Annotated in this window: 16 protein-coding genes; 7 read left to right on the top strand and 9 right to left on the bottom strand. The window is 73.4% G+C overall.

Annotated features, from left to right (window positions below):
• Window positions 1–111: 111 nt before the first annotated feature.
• Window positions 112–744 carry a nucleoside/nucleotide kinase family protein gene (locus IE274_RS17415; RefSeq protein ID WP_229909613.1) on the bottom strand — a complete coding sequence of 211 codons (633 nt, stop codon included), beginning with the start codon at window positions 742–744 and terminating at the stop codon, window positions 112–114.
• Between the two features lie 43 nt (window positions 745–787).
• Here IE274_RS17415 and IE274_RS17420 point away from each other — a divergent pair, with 43 nt between their 5' ends.
• The 3 genes from IE274_RS17420 to IE274_RS17430 all read left to right on the top strand — a co-directional run bounded on the left by IE274_RS17420 (window position 788) and on the right by IE274_RS17430 (window position 3,841).
• Window positions 788–1,468, top strand: a complete 681-nt coding sequence (locus IE274_RS17420) for a DUF2293 domain-containing protein (protein ID WP_190116696.1) — start codon at window positions 788–790, stop codon at window positions 1,466–1,468.
• A 262-nt stretch (window positions 1,469–1,730) separates the two neighbouring features.
• Window positions 1,731–2,210, top strand: coding sequence for an anthrone oxygenase family protein (locus IE274_RS17425; RefSeq protein WP_190116697.1), 480 nt, complete (start codon window positions 1,731–1,733; stop codon window positions 2,208–2,210).
• Window positions 2,211–2,350: 140 nt separating this feature from the next.
• On the top strand, window positions 2,351–3,841 hold the full coding sequence (locus tag IE274_RS17430) for a glutamate synthase subunit beta (protein WP_190116698.1): 1,491 nt from the start codon (window positions 2,351–2,353) through the stop codon (window positions 3,839–3,841).
• 577 nt (window positions 3,842–4,418) lie between these two features.
• Here IE274_RS17430 and IE274_RS17435 read toward each other — a convergent pair.
• The 3 genes from IE274_RS17435 to IE274_RS17445 form a co-directional block, all read right to left on the bottom strand.
• Window positions 4,419–5,246: an SAM-dependent methyltransferase gene (locus IE274_RS17435; protein ID WP_190116699.1), complete on the bottom strand. Its 828-nt coding sequence runs from the start codon at window positions 5,244–5,246 to the stop codon at window positions 4,419–4,421.
• Between the two features lie 71 nt (window positions 5,247–5,317).
• The gene (locus IE274_RS17440) at window positions 5,318–5,533 is read right to left on the bottom strand and encodes a DUF397 domain-containing protein (protein ID WP_190117043.1); all 216 of its coding nucleotides are present in this window, start codon (window positions 5,531–5,533) and stop codon (window positions 5,318–5,320) included.
• A gap of 96 nt (window positions 5,534–5,629) precedes the next feature.
• The gene (locus IE274_RS17445; RefSeq protein WP_190116700.1) at window positions 5,630–6,490 is read right to left on the bottom strand and encodes a Sco1979 family transcriptional regulator; all 861 of its coding nucleotides are present in this window, start codon (window positions 6,488–6,490) and stop codon (window positions 5,630–5,632) included.
• Window positions 6,491–6,817: 327 nt separating this feature from the next.
• Here IE274_RS17445 and IE274_RS17450 point away from each other — a divergent pair, with 327 nt between their 5' ends.
• Entirely contained in the window at window positions 6,818–7,279 is a 462-nt protein-coding gene (locus IE274_RS17450; RefSeq protein WP_229909614.1) for an ATP-binding protein, read from the top strand.
• A 48-nt stretch (window positions 7,280–7,327) separates the two neighbouring features.
• Window positions 7,328–7,783: a hypothetical protein gene (locus IE274_RS17455; RefSeq protein WP_372447021.1), complete on the top strand. Its 456-nt coding sequence runs from the start codon at window positions 7,328–7,330 to the stop codon at window positions 7,781–7,783.
• Between the two features lie 151 nt (window positions 7,784–7,934).
• Here IE274_RS17455 and IE274_RS17460 read toward each other — a convergent pair whose 3' ends face one another.
• The 4 genes from IE274_RS17460 to IE274_RS17475 form a co-directional block, all read right to left on the bottom strand.
• The gene (locus IE274_RS17460; protein WP_190116703.1) at window positions 7,935–8,123 is read right to left on the bottom strand and encodes a DUF8839 family protein; all 189 of its coding nucleotides are present in this window, start codon (window positions 8,121–8,123) and stop codon (window positions 7,935–7,937) included.
• Window positions 8,124–8,263: 140 nt separating this feature from the next.
• A complete protein-coding gene (locus IE274_RS17465; protein WP_190116704.1) occupies window positions 8,264–8,983 on the bottom strand; it encodes a DUF899 domain-containing protein in 720 nt (239 codons plus the stop codon).
• A gap of 178 nt (window positions 8,984–9,161) precedes the next feature.
• Window positions 9,162–10,370 carry a cytochrome P450 family protein gene (locus IE274_RS17470; protein WP_190116705.1) on the bottom strand — a complete coding sequence of 403 codons (1,209 nt, stop codon included), beginning with the start codon at window positions 10,368–10,370 and terminating at the stop codon, window positions 9,162–9,164.
• A 57-nt stretch (window positions 10,371–10,427) separates the two neighbouring features.
• The gene (locus IE274_RS17475) at window positions 10,428–11,789 is read right to left on the bottom strand and encodes an amidohydrolase (RefSeq protein ID WP_190116706.1); all 1,362 of its coding nucleotides are present in this window, start codon (window positions 11,787–11,789) and stop codon (window positions 10,428–10,430) included.
• Window positions 11,790–12,006: 217 nt separating this feature from the next.
• Between IE274_RS17475 and IE274_RS17480 the strand changes: the two genes are divergently transcribed.
• Window positions 12,007–12,972: an endonuclease/exonuclease/phosphatase family protein gene (locus tag IE274_RS17480; RefSeq protein WP_190116707.1), complete on the top strand. Its 966-nt coding sequence runs from the start codon at window positions 12,007–12,009 to the stop codon at window positions 12,970–12,972.
• 36 nt (window positions 12,973–13,008) lie between these two features.
• Here IE274_RS17480 and IE274_RS17485 read toward each other — a convergent pair whose 3' ends face one another.
• Window positions 13,009–14,133 (bottom strand): phosphatidylinositol-specific phospholipase C domain-containing protein, encoded by a 1,125-nt coding sequence (locus IE274_RS17485; protein WP_229909616.1) that lies wholly within the window; start codon window positions 14,131–14,133, stop codon window positions 13,009–13,011.
• Between the two features lie 242 nt (window positions 14,134–14,375).
• Between IE274_RS17485 and IE274_RS17490 the strand changes: the two genes are divergently transcribed.
• Window positions 14,376–14,849, top strand: coding sequence for a DUF3574 domain-containing protein (locus tag IE274_RS17490; protein WP_190116708.1), 474 nt, complete (start codon window positions 14,376–14,378; stop codon window positions 14,847–14,849).
• The last annotated feature ends 65 nt before the right edge of the window (window positions 14,850–14,914 follow it).

The following is a 14,914-nucleotide window of genomic DNA, read 5'->3' on the forward strand; positions in this document are numbered from 1 at the left end:
CGCCGCTAGTCCCGGCGTCCTCATTCTCGTCGCGGTGCCCACGGGTCGCACCCGCAGACGGCGCGGGGCCGGTCGGGGGCGGGCGGCCGGTCAGGCGAACGGGCGGGCGGGTCAGCCCGTCCAGGCCGGGTGGCGCGGGTCGTCGGCGCGTACGACGACGTCGGCCGCGGCGGCGGGGGCGGTCTCCGTCTCGTACCGGTCGAAGGCGGGCAGGGTCCACTGTTCGCCCTGCGGGGTGCGGCGGCGCAGGGCGCCGGAGGACTGGCGTACGTGCACCGTCAGGTCGAAGGGGAACCAGTGGCCGAGCAGCAGTGGGCCGTGCAGCAACAGCAGGGCGCCGGGAGGGAGTTGGGTGTACGGGGTGCGGGTGGCGCGGTCGGCGCGCGAGTCCCAGAGGTCGGGCAGCACCCGGCCGGTGCCGCCCGGGTCCAGCGGTCCGAAGACCTCGCGCCAGAGCGCGCCGGTGTCGAACCAGCCGCTGTAGTACGCCTCGACGTCCTCGTGTCCGTACTCGAGGCGCAGCGAGGCGGGGCGCAGGAACCCCTCGGTGCCGACGACGAGCGAGGGCCGCCCGCGCACGCGCAGCGCCTCGCCGACCGCGGTGGCGAGTTCGCCGGGCCGGGCCGCCGGGGCGCCGTCGAACGCGACGCGGGGCCAGGCTCCGCCGTCCCCGGGCTCCAGGTCGAGCAGCCGGTCGGCGAGGGTGTCCGTGAGGCGTTCCCAGGTGATCGGTTCGAATCGCACGAGGCCATGATGCGGGGTGCCGGTGGGCGGGAATGAACCGGGCATGGCCGTTCCTCGCGTGCGCACCGGGCCCGTCGTCATCCAGCCGCTGAAGCGCAGGCGTTGTGCGGAGTGCCGGGGTGGACCGCTGTCGCTGCTCATCACCGAGGGCGGGGAGCCGCGCTGTCTGGACTGCGCCGACCTCGGGCATCTGGTGTATCTGCCGCGCGGGGACACGGCGTTGACGCGGCGGGCGCGGGAGGGCAGTGGGCTGGCGGCGGTGGTGGTGCGGTTCAACCGGCGCAGGAGCCGGTACGAGCGGCAGGGCGTCCTGGTCGAGGAGGAGGCGCTCGTCCGCGCGGAGGAGCGGTGCCTGGCCGACGCGGACGCGCGGGCGCGGCGACGGGCACGGGACGCCGCCCGGCGGGCCGGGGAGGACGTGCGGTTCGTCGGGGAGTTCGCGGCGGAGATCCGTCGCCTGTTCCCCGGCTGCCCGGCGGACCGGGCCCACGAGATCGCCGCCCGTGCGGCGGCCCGGGGCAGCGGCCGCGTGGGCCGCAGCGCGGCCGGCCGGGCCCTCACGCCCACGGCGGTGACGGCCGCCGTGATCGCCTCGGTGCGGCACACGGACACGGAGTACGACGAGTTGCTGATGCGCGGGGTGCCGCGGGGGGAGGCGCGGCGGGCCATCGCAGGGGTGGTGGCGGAGCGGTTGCGGGGGTGGGGGGACGGGAGCGAGGGGTGAGGGGTGAGGGGTGAGGAGTGGTCGCCCTGCTGGGCATTCCCCAGTCCCGCCCCGTCTCCGATCCCCTGGCTGCGCCCCGGACCCCGGGGTGGGTGTCCCGGGCCGGCCCAGGTGACGGCGAGACGTCGGCGTATGGGCGCGCGGGGGTCGCGTATGGCGTCTGGTTCGTCATGGTCATTGACTGGTCACAGACACACCGCGCCGGGCAGGATCGGGCGCGCCGAACCGGCCGTCCGAGGCCGGATCCACCCAGGGAGTTGCCATGATCGACGGACCCTACTTCGTGCTCACCGTTCTCGGTGCGGTGACCTGCGGCCTCGTCGCCGGGGTGTTCATCGGCTTCTCCACCTTCGTGATGCGGGGCCTGGCCGCGCTGCCGTCGGCCCAGGGCATCGCCGCGATGAACGCGATCAACGTGACGGCGGTCAGGCCGCCGTTCATGGCCGTGTTCATGGGCGCGACGGGCGTCAACGTCGTGCTCGCCGTGGTCACGTTCGTGGTCTGGCCGGACGAGGGCGGGGTGGAGCTGCTCCTCGGCTGCGCGCTGTATCTCTTCGGCTGCTTCGGCGTGACGGCGGTGGCGAACGTGCCGCGCAACAACGCGCTGGCGAAGGTCGACGCGGACTCCGAGTCCGGCGCGGAGTACTGGCGTACGTACGTGGCCGAGTGGACGATGTGGAACCACATCCGCACGGGTGCCGCCACCGCCGCGGCGGTCTCCTTCATCCTCGGCCTGACCTGACAGCCCCACCCCCAGCCCCCACCCCGCGGTCACTCTCTCCCCCCGCGGCTCTGCCGCCCCTCCCCCGACCACATGCCGACCTCTCCTCCCCGACATACCGTGGTGGCTGGAAGACGCGCCCTACGCGTAGGGAGACGGCTGTGGCCGACCCCAAGGGATTCCTGCGGCATCCGCGCCGGGAGTGGCCGCGGCGGCCGGTGGGCGAGCGGGTGAAGGACTGGGACGAGGCGTACGTCCCCGGGGCGCTGCTGCCCCTGATCGAGGAGCAGGCCGAGCGGTGCATGGACTGCGGGGTCCCGTTCTGCCACCAGGCCTGTCCGCTGGGGAACCTGATCCCCGAGTGGAACGACCTGGTCTCGCGGGCCGACTGGCGCGCCGCCGCCGACCGGCTGCACGCGACGAACAACTTCCCGGAGTTCACCGGCCGGTTGTGCCCGGCGCCGTGCGAGGCGGGCTGCGTCCTCGCCATCAACCAGCCGGCGGTGACCATCAAGAACGTCGAGGCCGCCATCGCCGACCGGATCTGGGCGGACGGCCTCGCCCCGCCGCTGCCGCCCGACCGGCTGACCGGGAAGTCGGTGGGGATCGTCGGGTCGGGGCCCGCGGGCCTCGCGGCGGCGCAGCAGTTGACGCGGGCGGGGCACACGGTCGTGGTGTACGAGCGGGACGACCGGGCGGGCGGGCTGCTGCGGTACGGGATCCCCGCGTTCAAGATGGAGAAGCGCCAGCTGGAGCGGCGGCTCGCGCAGTTGCGGGCCGAGGGCACGAGGTTCCGTACGTCGACGGAGGTCGGCCGGGACATCGGCGCGGCGGCGCTGCGGGGCCGCCATGACGCGGTCGTGCTCGCCGTCGGGGCCACGGCGTGGCGGGAACTTCCGGTTCCGGGGCGCGAGTTGGCGGGGGTAACCCAGGCCATGGAGTATCTGCCGGGGGCCAACCGCGTGTGCGAGGGCGACCTCGACGTCTCCCCGCTGTCCGCCGCGGGCAGGCACGTGGTGATCGTGGGCGGCGGCGATACCGGGGCGGACTGCCTGGGGACGGCCGTGCGGGAGGGCGCCGCGTCCGTGACCCAGGTGGACATCCGCGTACTCCCGTCGACGGAGCGCGACGAGGAGGCCGACCCGTGGCCCACGTACCCCACCGTGCACCGGGTGTCCCCCGCCCACGAGGAAGCCGGTGAGCTGGGCTTCGGCCAGGACCCCGACGCCGACGCGCGCCTGTTCGCGGCGTCGACGCTGCGGTTCTCCGGGGACGCGGCGGGGCGGGTGCGGGCCGTCCACGTGTGCGCCGTGGACGCGCGGCGGCGCCCGGTGCCGGGGGCGGAGCGGGTCCTGCGGGCCGACCTGGTGCTGCTCGCCCTGGGGTTCCGGGGGCCGGAGGTGACCGCCGGGGGCGCGGTCGCGGAGCTGGGCGTGAGCGTGGCGCCGGACGGGACGGTCGCGAGGGACGGCGGTTACGCGACGGACGTTCCCGGGGTGTACGTCGCCGGGGACGCCGGGCGGGGCCAGTCCCTGGTGGTGTGGGCGATCGCGGAGGGCCGCGCGGCAGCGGCGGCCGTGGACCGCCACCTCATGGGCACGACGTCGCTCCCGTCACCGGTGACGGCGCACGACGGCCCCCTCAGACCGTGACCGGACCCGCACGGAACCGCCCCGGCCACCCCCGGCCCACCCGGACGACCCGGACAACCCACACGCTCCACACGACCCGGACGACCGCCCACCGAGACGCCCCGAGCCACCGACCCGGCCACCCGGCCACCCGGCCACCCGGCCACCCGGCCACCCGGCCACGAGGGAACGTACAGAACCGGCCAACCTGGCCCCGACGAACACCACACCCAACCGGCCGCCCCGACCCAAACCAGCACCGCGCAGAACAGGCCAACCCGGCCCCGGCCGAAAACGCTACGAACCAACCACCCCGGCCACAGCCACCCCCTCACAGGCCCGACCGCCCCCGCGGACCACGCGCGGGACCCACGCACCAGCACCCCCGCAGACACCACGACCACCACGCACAGTCACCCCACCGGGGACCGCGACCACCACGCAGAGTCACCCCACCCGGGGCCACGACCGACACGCAGAGTCACCCGCAGGCCACCCCACCCGGCTCGCGAGCGGCCAGCACCCTGCCAGTCACCCCACTCGGACGGTCAGCGCCCAGCGCCCTCACTCCACCCGGACGGTCAGCGCCCAGCGCCCCTCACCTCTTACGGGCAACCCCGCCGTAAATGGGCAACGGCTCGTCCCCGACGGGCTCCCCCGCCGCACCCGGTTCCGGATGCCACGCGTCAGCCACCGTCACACCGGGCTCCACCAGTTCGAGGCCGTCGAAGAAGCGGACGACCTCGGCGCGGTCGCGCAGGGCGAGGGTGAGGGCGCGGGACTTGTAGAGGTCCCCGGCGCTCCTGGCCCGGTCGGGGGTGAACTCGCCGGTGCCGTGGGACAGCATGAGGTAACTCCCGGACGGCAGCGCGGACACCAGCTCGTCCACCACCTCGTACGCGCCGTCCTCGTCGGGGACGAAGTGCAGCAGCGCGACCAGGGACAGCGCCACCGGGCGCGTGAAGTCGAGGGTCTTGCGGGCCGCGGCGAGGATCGCGGCGGGCCGGCGCGCGTCGCCCTGGATGTACTCGGTCGCGCCCTGGGGCGTGGACCGCAGGAGCGCCTCGGCGTGGGCGAGCACGATGGGGTCGTTGTCGCAGTAGACGACGCGGCTCTCGGGTGCGATGCCCTGGGCGATCTGGTGCAGGTTGGGCTCGGTCGGGATGCCGGTGCCGACGTCGAGGAACTGCCGGATCCCGGCCCTGGCGAGCCAGCGCGTCGCGCGCTGCATGAACGCGCGGTTGGCCCGGGCGACGGCCGGGATGCGGGGGTCCATGGCGACGAGCTGGCGGCTCATCTCCTCGTCGACGGGGTAGTTGTCCTTGCCGCCGAGCCACCAGTCGTACATCCGCGCGGGATGCGGTTTGCTCGTGTCGATGTACGGCGAGCCGCCCTCGTTCCCCTGGGCCTGCCCCGTCCCGGTCATCTGTGGCTCCCTTGCCCCTTCACGTGCCCCTTCACGGACTCACCGACGCAGCGACGTACGAAAGAACCCGCTCACGACAGCAGGAAGTCCGCCTCCCCCGACTTCGCTCCCTGTATGAACGCCCGGATCTCGCCGTCCGTGTAGATGAGCGCGGGTCCGTCCGGGTCGGAGGACTGGCGGACGGCGACGCGGCCGTCGTCCAGCTTCATGGCTTCGAGACAGTTGCCGCCGTTGCCGCCGCTCCACGGCTTGTGCCAGCCCTCGGCGCCGAGTTCGCGCGCGGGCATGCCGTTGTAGATCCGGGACCCGGGGGGCCGGGAGTCGGCGCGGGTGTCGGGCCGGGACGCAGGGCCCGTACCCGCACGGTGTCGATCTCGGTCCATTCACAGCTCCTTGCGGACATCCCGGAGGATCTCCTTCGTGCGTTGTGCGGTAGCGGCCTGGGCCGCCATGCGGTCCATGACCTCAAGATGCGTCGCCACCTCGGTGCGGGCGTCCAGATAGACGGCACCGGTCAGGTACTCGCTGTAGACCATGTCCGGCAGCTCCGCCATCGCGAAGCGGAAGAGCACGAACGGTCCGAAGGTGCCCGGGTGCGGACCCGCGGCGAACGGCGCGACCTGGAGCGTCACGTGCGGCATTTCCACGGCTTCGAGCAGCCGGTCGATCTGTGCGCGCATCACCTCGGGCCCGCCGACCGGCCGACGCAGCGCGGTCTCGTCCATCACGGCCCAGAGCCGGGGCGCGTCCTCGCGGGTGAGCAGCGCCTGGCGTTCCATGCGCAGCGCCACGTACCGCTCGATGTCCTCGGGCCGGGTCTGGCCTATGGCCCCGGAACGCAGCACGCCACGCGCGTAGCTTTCCGTCTGGAGCAGTCCGGGCACGAAGTGCGGTTCGTAGGACCTGATGAGGCTCGCGGCGCCCTCCAGGCTGACGTACATGCTGAACCAGCCGGGCAGGATGTCGTGGAAGCGCTGCCACCAGCCGGGCTTGTTCGCCTCCTCGGCGAGCAGCACGAAGGCCTCGGCCTCTTCGTCCGTGACGCCGTACGCCTTCAGCAGCAGCTGGAGGTACGGGATCTTCAGGGCGACCTCGGCCGTCTCCATGCGGCGGACCGTGGCGGGGGCCACGCGCAGTACTCGCGCGGCTTCGTCGCGTTTCAGACCGGCTCGTTCGCGCAGGTCCTGCAGGCGACGACCGAGAACGACCTGTCCGACGGTCGGCGCCGACCGCGGTTCGCTCACGTCCTACCTCCACCCACTTCGCGTCGCTCTCTGCATCGCCGTTGTGCCACTCGGGTTACCGTGCGTCACCGCACTTCACCGCGCGCAGCGCACGTCACGCCGCTCGGTGAGGCGTTGCGAGAAGTGTGCCATGGGACGTCTCAAAGGGACATGTCACTGTGCACTTTTCAGAGTGGCCCTTGCCAAGGTGTTCGCGGCGGGGCGATAGTGGAGAGCGTGACTCCGCCCGCATCGTTAGGAACTGAAGCCACCCGAGCCCGACTTGGCGTGTCCGCCAAGGGTCGGGCGGAGGCTGGCGAGCCTTGTGTCACCTTCACCCTGGCCGCGATGCCGAGTTCCGTGGCACGGGCAAGGCGGCTGACGCGCGATCGGCTCTGTTCCCTCGCGGTCGGCGACGACGCCTGCGACCTGGCGGCGCTCGTCGTATCGGAGCTGGTCACCAATGCGATCGTGCACACCGCGAGCCGCACCGTCGTCTGCGAGATCTGCACGGGGGCCGACACCGTGCGGATAGCCATACGCGACGAGGGGCAGAGCTCGGGCGTGCCACGGCCGACGGGGCTGCGGGGGCCCGACGAGGAGCACGGGAGGGGATTGCTTCTCGTGAGCGCCGTGAGCAGCGCATGGGGTGTCCAGGACTCCGGATCCGGCCTTTCGGTGTGGGCGGAGCTGCCCAGATCTCCCGATCCGGCGGCGTGCTCCTTCGACACGGAGGAGCACGGTGTCCACGGTTTCGATACGGAGGCCTTCGACGTCGACGGCGTCGAGGCCTTGGCCGACGGCCTGTGAGCCGATTGACGGGGATGCGAGTGCGACAGTGATGCGGTCGGGGGACATGTGAGCACGAGGACAGCGCGACTGCTCGACCTTGACACCTTGGTACGGCTCTCGCGAGAGCGGGAGCGGGCGGTCGGACGGCGAGTCGTGAGTGTGCAGCCAGTGGCACGACTCGCCGTCCCCGCCGGAATGCGGCAACCCCTCGGCTGCGACGCGGTCGCCATGCCGGCGGAGTTCGGTCCGCGCCTCCTGGAGCGGCTGCCCCGGGTGGGATGTGTGTACGAGGACGGGCCGCGCTGGTGGTGGATCGTGCCGGCGGACTCGGACGTGGCCCTGCAGTGGCCGCCGTCGGCGTTCTACTCGCCGGGGGCGCTCGTCCCGGACGCGACCCGGGAGCCGGTGCTCGTGCACCGGCCCGAGGGCTCTGTCCCCTATACCCCCCCGATCCCCCTGTACCTGGGCCTGTGCCGCCTGGCCGGGGCCGTCCCGGGGTGGGCGGGGGCCGTCCGGGCCTGAGGCCCGGCTGTCCCGGGGGCTTGGGGCCCGGCCTTCGCGGGCATCTGGGGTCCGGCCTTCCCGGACACCCGAGGCCCGGCCGTCCCGGGCCCGCGGACGAAGAACGGGCCGGAGAGTGGTTCCCCTCCGGCCCGGTCCGACTCCCGCGGTGTCACGCGGCGAAGCGCTCGCTCGCCTCCTGACCGCGCACGATCACCAGGAACGCGTCGCTCGACAGGTCCATCACGACCTCCGCGCGCTGCCCTTCACTGCGCCGGTCCCGCGCGAACTCCTCCGCGGGCCACGACCCGCGCGGTCCGCCCGCCGGAAACCTCTCCAGCACCACTCGTCCGTTCATCATGTTCTTGTTCCCCCGTGTACCACTCAGTGTTCGGTACGAAGTCCTCGCAGACGAAGACCCTGCACTGAGGAGAACGCACGCCGCACCCTCATCGACTCACAACGTGACCTAACCGAGACGGAGTTGGAGCCGTACGGCAGTCAGTACCCGTACCCGTCGTACGCCCCGTACTCATCGTATTCGTCGTGGTACCGCACCCGGTCGCTGCCCGCCGGCGCCCCGAGCGCCGACGCGCGGCCCTTCGGCTCCTCCCACTCCTCCTGGCGGCCGAGCGCGGTGAGGTCGAGCAGGCTGGTGGTGGAGCCGAGGCCGTCGAGGCCCCGGTCGAAGGTGGAGTACGTGTGGAAGACGCGGTCGCCGTCGCGCAGGAAGCAGCTCAGGCCGGGGCGGTCGTGGACGCGGCCGTCGGCGCCCGCGTAGGACGCGGCGAAGTCGCGGTTGAACTCGCCGCCGCACGCGGAGAACCAGGGCACCACCCAGCCCATGCGGGCCTTGAAGGGCAGGATGCGCGTGAACGGGGCGCGCGAGACGGCCACGAAGGTCGTGCCGCGGGCCCGCAGGTGCGCGAGGTGCCCGATCTGGTCGAGGAACGCCGAGCAGCTGCGGCAGCCCGCGTCCCACTCGGGGGCGAACATGAAGTGGTGGACGATGAGCTGGCCGCGGCCGTCGAACAGGTCGAGCAGCGTCGCCTTCCCGTCCGCACCGTCGAACAGATAGTCCTTGTCGATCTCGACCATGGGCAGCCCGCGCCGGTCGGCGTTCAGCGCGTCGCGGGCGCGGGTGGCGGCCTTCTCCTTGGCGAGCAGCCTCTCGCGGGCGGCCAGCCACTCCGCGCGCGTGACGATGTGCGGCAGTCCCATGGCGCATTCCTCCGGATCCGGTCCGCGGTTCGCGGGTTCTCGGGAGGGTTGACTGGATGTCTCACAAGAACTCATCGGTCCCGTACGGAATTTCCCGGGTTTTTTCTCAGCGACCCCCGGGCGATCTCCCGGAGGCCGCCTCCGGCACCCCGTCAGCACCCTGCCGCACAGGCCCGGTTCAGAACACCACCGGCAGCGCGAGCAGCCCCCGCGCCCGCATCGAGGGCCGCCACCGCAGCTCGCCCTCCGGTACGCCGAGCGCGAGGTTCGGGAAGCGTTCGAGCAGGGCGCCGATCGCGGTCGTCAGCTCCAGGCGGGCCAGCGGCGCGCCCACGCAGTGGTGGATGCCGTGGCCGAGGGCGAGGTGGCCGCTCGCGTCGCGGTCGAGGTCGAGGCGGTCCGGGTCGGGGAAGCGCTCGGGGTCGCGGCCCGCGGAGCCGAGGCCCAGGAACACGGTCTCCCCGGCCGGGACGGTCACGCCGCCGAGCGTGAGGTCCTCGCGCGCGAACCGCCGGATGGAGAACACCGCCGACGTGTCGTACCGCATGAACTCCTCGACGGCGCCCGGCAGTCGCGCCGGGTCGGCCCGCAGGGCGGCGAGCTGGCCGGGGTGGCGCAGGAGCGCGAGGGCCGCGTTGCCGATGAGCTGTACGGCGTTCTCGTACCCGGCGAAGTGGAGCAGGAAGGCGAGGGACGTCAGCTCGTCCTCGCTGAGCCGGTCGCCGTCGTCGCGCGCCACGATCAGGTCGGACAGCAGGTCCTCGCCGGGCTCCTTGCGCTTGTCCGCGATGAGCGCGGTATAGAACCCGAGCATCGCGACGACCGTCTCCTTGGCGCGGTCGGGCCGCGCGGGGTCGGGTGCGATGAGCGCGTCGGTCCAGTCGGTGAAGTCGCGCCGGTGGTCGGCGGGGACGCCGAGGAGGTCGCAGATGGTGGTGATGGGCAGCGGCGCGGCATACGCGGCCACGAGGTCGGCGCGGCCCTCGCCCGTGCCGGGGCGTTCGGCCTCGATGGCGTCGAGGAGTGTGTCGGCGGTGCGCCGGACGGGCTCGCGCAGGCTCTCGACGCGGTGCTTCGTGAACGCCTTGACGACCAGGCGGCGGATGCGGGTGTGGTCGGGCGGGTCCATGTTCAGCATGTTCGCGTCCAGCGCGGGCGGCAGCTTGAAGCCCCGGTAACTCCCGGGCAGCGCATGCCTCTTGTCCACGGAGAGGCGCTGGTCGGCGAGGGCCGCACGCACGTCCGCGTACCGCGTCACGAGCCAGGCGGGGGTGCCGTCGGGCCCGGCGATCCGCCGCACGGGGGCGCTCTCGCGCAGGTGTGCGTAGGTGCCGTAGGGGTCGGTCATGAGCCCGCCGAGGTGCTCGGGCTGCGCGGGGGTGGCCATGGGTTCCACCCTAAGGAGCGAGACCCGACGCCGGGTCGCCGGGCCGCACGGCGCCCCTCACCCGTCGTACTCCTGGATCCGCTTCCCGTGCCCCCGCTCCACGAGCGCGGGCAGCCGCTCCCCCAACTCCCGCACGACCTCGGCCACCTCCACGGTCAGCAGCTCCCGGTCCCGCATCAGCACGCGCCCGTCGACGATCGTCGTCGTCACGTCGCCGCTGCGTGCGCTGTGCACGAGGGTGGCGGCCAGATCGTGCACGGGCTGGGTGTGCGGGCCGGTGAGGTCGACGAGGATGACGTCGGCGCGGTGGCCGACGGCGAGGCTGCCGACGCGGTCGCCGAGGCCGACCGCGCGGGCACTCTGCAGGGTGGCGTGGTGCAGGGCCTGGCGGGAGGTCAGCCAGCGGGGGTCGCCGGTCGTGGACTTCTGGACGAGGGCGGTGAGCGCCATGGCCTCCCAGATGTCGAGGGAGTTGTTGGAGGCGGCGCCGTCGGTGGCGAGGCCGACGGGGATGCCGAGGTCCGCCAACGCCCGTACGGGGGTGGGGTCCCAGGCGAACTTCAGATAGCCGCGGGGCGCGCTGGCGACGCCGACGCGGCCCGTGGCGGCGGCCAGGACGGGCAGGTCGCGCTCGATGATGCCGGTGCCGTGGGCGATGAGGACGTCGACGTCGAGGAGGCCGGTGCGGTGCAGGATCTCGATCGGGGTCGCGCCGTGCCGGGCGAGGCTGTGCTCGGTCTGGGCGCGGCTCTCGGCGGCGTGCAGATGCACCAGCAGGCCGTGCTCGCGGGCGAGTTCTGCGGTCGCGGCGAGGTCGGCGTCGTCGACGGTGTACGGCGCGTGCGGGGCCAGGCAGGTGGTGACGCGGCCGTCGGCGGACCCGGCCCGGCGCAGCGCGAAGTCCAGGGACGCCGCCCGGCCCTCGGGGCCCTGGGAGGAGAAGTACGCCTGCCCGAGGCTGGCCCGCAGGCCGGTCTCGGCGACGACGTCGGCGACGGTGTCCATGGCGAAGTAGTGGTCGGCGAAGGTGGTGACGCCACCTCGGATCAGCTCGGCGCAGGCGAGGCGCGCGCCCAGTTCCACGTCGCGCTCGCCGAGGTTCGACTCGATGGGCCAGACGTAGTCGTTGAACCACTCCTCGACGGGCAGGTCCTCGGCGATGCCCCGCAGGGCCACCATCGGCGCGTGGGTGTGGCAGTTGATCAGGCCGGGCAGTGCCGCCTGGCCGCGGGCGTCGATGCGTTCGACGGCGGCGAGCGGGGCCGCGGCGGCGGTCGTGGTGACGTCGGCGATGACTCCGTCGCGTACGACGATCGCGGTGTCCTCAGCGAAGCCGACGCTTCCGGCCGAGTCGTGGACGAGGGCCGTGCAGCCCGTGATGATGAGGTCGGCGGGGCCGGATGCGGCGGGCGCGGTCATCCGTTCACGGTACGGGGAGTGCGTCGTCCTGGGCCTGTCACGGCAGGCGTTTCGGGGGCACTCTGGCGTCAGCCGCCCGCCCGCGGTGGCATCGGCCGCCCGCCGCCCCCGGGCCCGCGGGAACACCTCACGACGGCGCCCGCGCGAGCGCCCGGCCCGGCCGGAGAACGCCCGGGCCGGGTGACGCTCCCGTCACGACGCCGAGAAGGAGCCCGGCATGCTCCTCGGCACCTGGAACCTGGAGAACCTGTACCGGCCCGGCGGCCCGTTCGGGCCGAGCGACAAGGCGGCGTACGAGGCGAAGCTGACCGCGCTCGCGGAGACGGTCCGCGCGCTCGACCCGAGCCTGCTCGGCGTGCAGGAGGTCGGCGATCCGGCGGCGCTCGGCGACCTCGCCGGGATGCTCGACGGCCGCTGGCGCGCGGCGGTGTCGGAGCACGCGGACAGCCGGGGCATCCGGGTGGGGTTCCTGAGCAGGCTCGACCTGGAAGTGCTCGCCGACGTCGAGGCGTTCCCGGCGAAGCTGCGGCCCGTGCAGGGCGACGACGCGGGCACGCGGGTCGGCACGACGGGGCGGGGCCTGTTCGCCGTGCGGATCGTCACCCGCGCCATCACCGTGGACGCCGCGGTCTGCCATCTGAAGTCGAAGCTCCTGACGTACCCCGGCGGCCGGTTCCAGCCCCGCGACGAGGGCGAACGGGCCCGCGTCGGGGCGTACGCCCTCTACCGCCGCACCGCCGAGGCCGCGACCCTGCGCGCGCTCGCCGACCGACTGCTCGGCGGGGCCGGGCAGGACCGCGACGTGGTGGTGCTCGGCGACCTCAACGACGAGGTGGCGGCCGCCACCACCCAGATCCTGCTCGGCCCGCCGGGATCCGAACTCGGCACCCCCGGACACGCCAAGCCGGACCAGGGCGACGCCACCCGGCTGTGGAACGTGGCGCCGCTGATACCGGCCGAACGCCGCTTCTCCCGCGTCAACTTCGGCCGCCGCGAGCTGATCGACCACGTCCTGACGAGCCACCGCCTGACCGGCCGGGTGACGGCCCACGGCGAGGCGGGCACCGGGTTGCCGGACGGGACGGCGGGGCCCGAGCTGCCGTCGGTGGGGGCGGATCCGGGGGCGCGCAGGGATGCGGCGGGGTCGGATCACGCGCCGGTGTGGATACGGTTCCAGCCCTAGAGCCCTGAGGCCCTGGAGCCCTGAGGCAGACCCCGGTCAGCCGCGCGGAACCACCGTGGAAAGCACCCCCGGCAACGGATACCAGTCGGACGAGACGATGCTGGCGTGCCGTCCCGCGAGAAGGGAGACGCGGTCGCGGGCCTGCGTCTCGGTCGGATCGGTGGCGCTCATGGCGGGCGGCACGTTGTGGGCGTCGGACATGACGACGAGATAGCGCCGGTCGGCGTACCACTTGGTGTCGACGGACCCGCCCGCGTACACCGACGCGTCGCCGTCGAAGAGCACGAACCACGGCCGGATCGAGGCGTCCTGATAGCGGGTGCGCGGGTCGCCGGACGCGGCGCCGAGGACGGCGGGGAAGGCACCGGCGTCCGCGAGGCGGCCGGCGGCGGCGAGGTCCCGCAGGTGGGTGGCGTACTCACGGTCGGTCCACAGGGTGTCGGCCGGGTTGCCCTGCTCGACGGTGCCGGGGATGAGCTCGACGATGAACTTGCCCGCGAGGTCGGCCCGGCCCGGCCAGCCCTTCTTCTGCACGGCCTCGTCGAGGTTCGCGCTGCCTTCGGCGAGCTGGCCGGGGCGGTAGAGGGCGTCGCCGAGCTTGCTCCGCAGCAGGGCGTCGAGGTCGGCGGGGCCGCGGCCGTTCTTCCCCTGGAAGCCGTCCTTCAGCTCGACCTTCACGAGGACGGGCCGGTGGCCGGGGTGGGCGTCGTGCCAGGCCTTCATGTCGGCGAGGCAGCCGTCGAGCCGCTGGTTGCGGGCCTTGGTGCGCAGCTCCTCGGGCTTCTGCGCGTTCTCGCAGTTGTTGTCGTTGCCGATCGGGTTGCTGTGCGAGACGCGCCAGCCGCCGCCGAAGACGTTCGTCCACACGTCGAGTTCGAGCATCGCGGCGCCGGAGTCGAGGGCGTCCGCGAAGTAGGGGTACTTCGCCTTCTCGTACGCGTTGTGGACACCGACGCCGGTGGTGGCGGCGTACGAGGAGTCGGCGGCGGGGGCGGACCGGGGGCCGCTGTCGGCGAGGGCGGCCGGGGCGGCGGTGAGGGCACCGGCGACGACGAAGGCCGCGGCGAGGGCGAGGCCCTGGCCCCGCGCCGTGCGCAGCCTCCGCTCCGCCCGCTCCACCCCGGACCCCATCGCCTTCTTGCGTTCCGTCACTTCGCGCACCGTCGTCCCCTCCGCCACACCCGTCAAGTCCTGGGAAAGGTAAGGGATGAGGGTGACGGGACGGAAGACGGCGACTTACGGACAGCCCCGTGCGCCGACACGTCCACGGGACCCGGGTCCTCTACTGTTTACGCCGGTCGACGCCGCGCACACCCGCCGGTCGGCCCCCGCCGCGCCTGCCAACCCTGCCCTCCCCGTCGCCCGGCCCGCGCGGCCGCGCGCCCGCACGAAAGGCGGCCCTCATGGCCCTCACCCTCACGCTCACCGGTCCGCGCGTCGCCCTGGCCGCCGCGGCGGCGGTCCTCGCGATCGGCGCGCCGACGGCGTACGCGGCCCTGGACTCCGAGGAGGCGCCGCGCACCACGCAGGCCACGGCGTCCCGCGGCGAGCCCTTCGTGGAGACCCGCCTCTTCTTCGGCACCGAACGTCCCGACGGCGGCCCGGCCGTGACGGACAAGCAGTTCATGAAGTTCATCGACACCGAGGTCACCCCCGGCTTCTCCGACGGCCTCACCGTCCAGCAGGGCCGGGGCCAGTGGAAGGACAGCAACGGCAAGATCGAGCGGGAGCGCTCCTACGAACTGATCCTGCTGTACCCCACGGCCGAGGCGAAGAAGCGGGACGTCCTGATCGAGGAGATCCGCTCCGACTACGAGAAGAAGTTCGCGCAGGACTCGGTGGGGCGGTTGGACGACCGGGCGCGGGTGGACTTCTGAGGCGTCGGCCCCACCCGCCGGGCACCGGGTTTCAACGGCCCGGTGCCGGGCGCCGATGGCGGGGC

Source organism: Streptomyces flavofungini, from assembly GCF_014650815.1.
In the GTDB taxonomy this organism is placed as follows: domain Bacteria; phylum Actinomycetota; class Actinomycetes; order Streptomycetales; family Streptomycetaceae; genus Streptomyces; species Streptomyces flavofungini.

Bases quoted from the DNA above. Each gene is read 5' to 3' on its own strand.
- IE274_RS17420 (WP_190116696.1), top strand. From the start codon at position 788: ATGGCCGTTCCTCGCGTGCGCACCGGGCCCGTCGTCATCCAGCCGCTG.
- IE274_RS17425 (WP_190116697.1), top strand. From the start codon at position 1,731: ATGATCGACGGACCCTACTTCGTGCTCACCGTTCTCGGTGCGGTGACC.
- IE274_RS17435 (WP_190116699.1), bottom strand. From the start codon at position 5,246: ATGACCGGGACGGGGCAGGCCCAGGGGAACGAGGGCGGCTCGCCGTAC.
- IE274_RS17440 (WP_190117043.1), bottom strand. From the start codon at position 5,533: ATGCCCGCGCGCGAACTCGGCGCCGAGGGCTGGCACAAGCCGTGGAGC.
- IE274_RS17450 (WP_229909614.1), top strand. From the start codon at position 6,818: ATGCCGAGTTCCGTGGCACGGGCAAGGCGGCTGACGCGCGATCGGCTC.
- IE274_RS17460 (WP_190116703.1), bottom strand. From the start codon at position 8,123: ATGATGAACGGACGAGTGGTGCTGGAGAGGTTTCCGGCGGGCGGACCG.
- IE274_RS17465 (WP_190116704.1), bottom strand. From the start codon at position 8,983: ATGGGACTGCCGCACATCGTCACGCGCGCGGAGTGGCTGGCCGCCCGC.
- IE274_RS17470 (WP_190116705.1), bottom strand. From the start codon at position 10,370: ATGGCCACCCCCGCGCAGCCCGAGCACCTCGGCGGGCTCATGACCGAC.
- IE274_RS17475 (WP_190116706.1), bottom strand. From the start codon at position 11,789: ATGACCGCGCCCGCCGCATCCGGCCCCGCCGACCTCATCATCACGGGC.
- IE274_RS17480 (WP_190116707.1), top strand. From the start codon at position 12,007: ATGCTCCTCGGCACCTGGAACCTGGAGAACCTGTACCGGCCCGGCGGC.
- IE274_RS17490 (WP_190116708.1), top strand. From the start codon at position 14,376: ATGGCCCTCACCCTCACGCTCACCGGTCCGCGCGTCGCCCTGGCCGCC.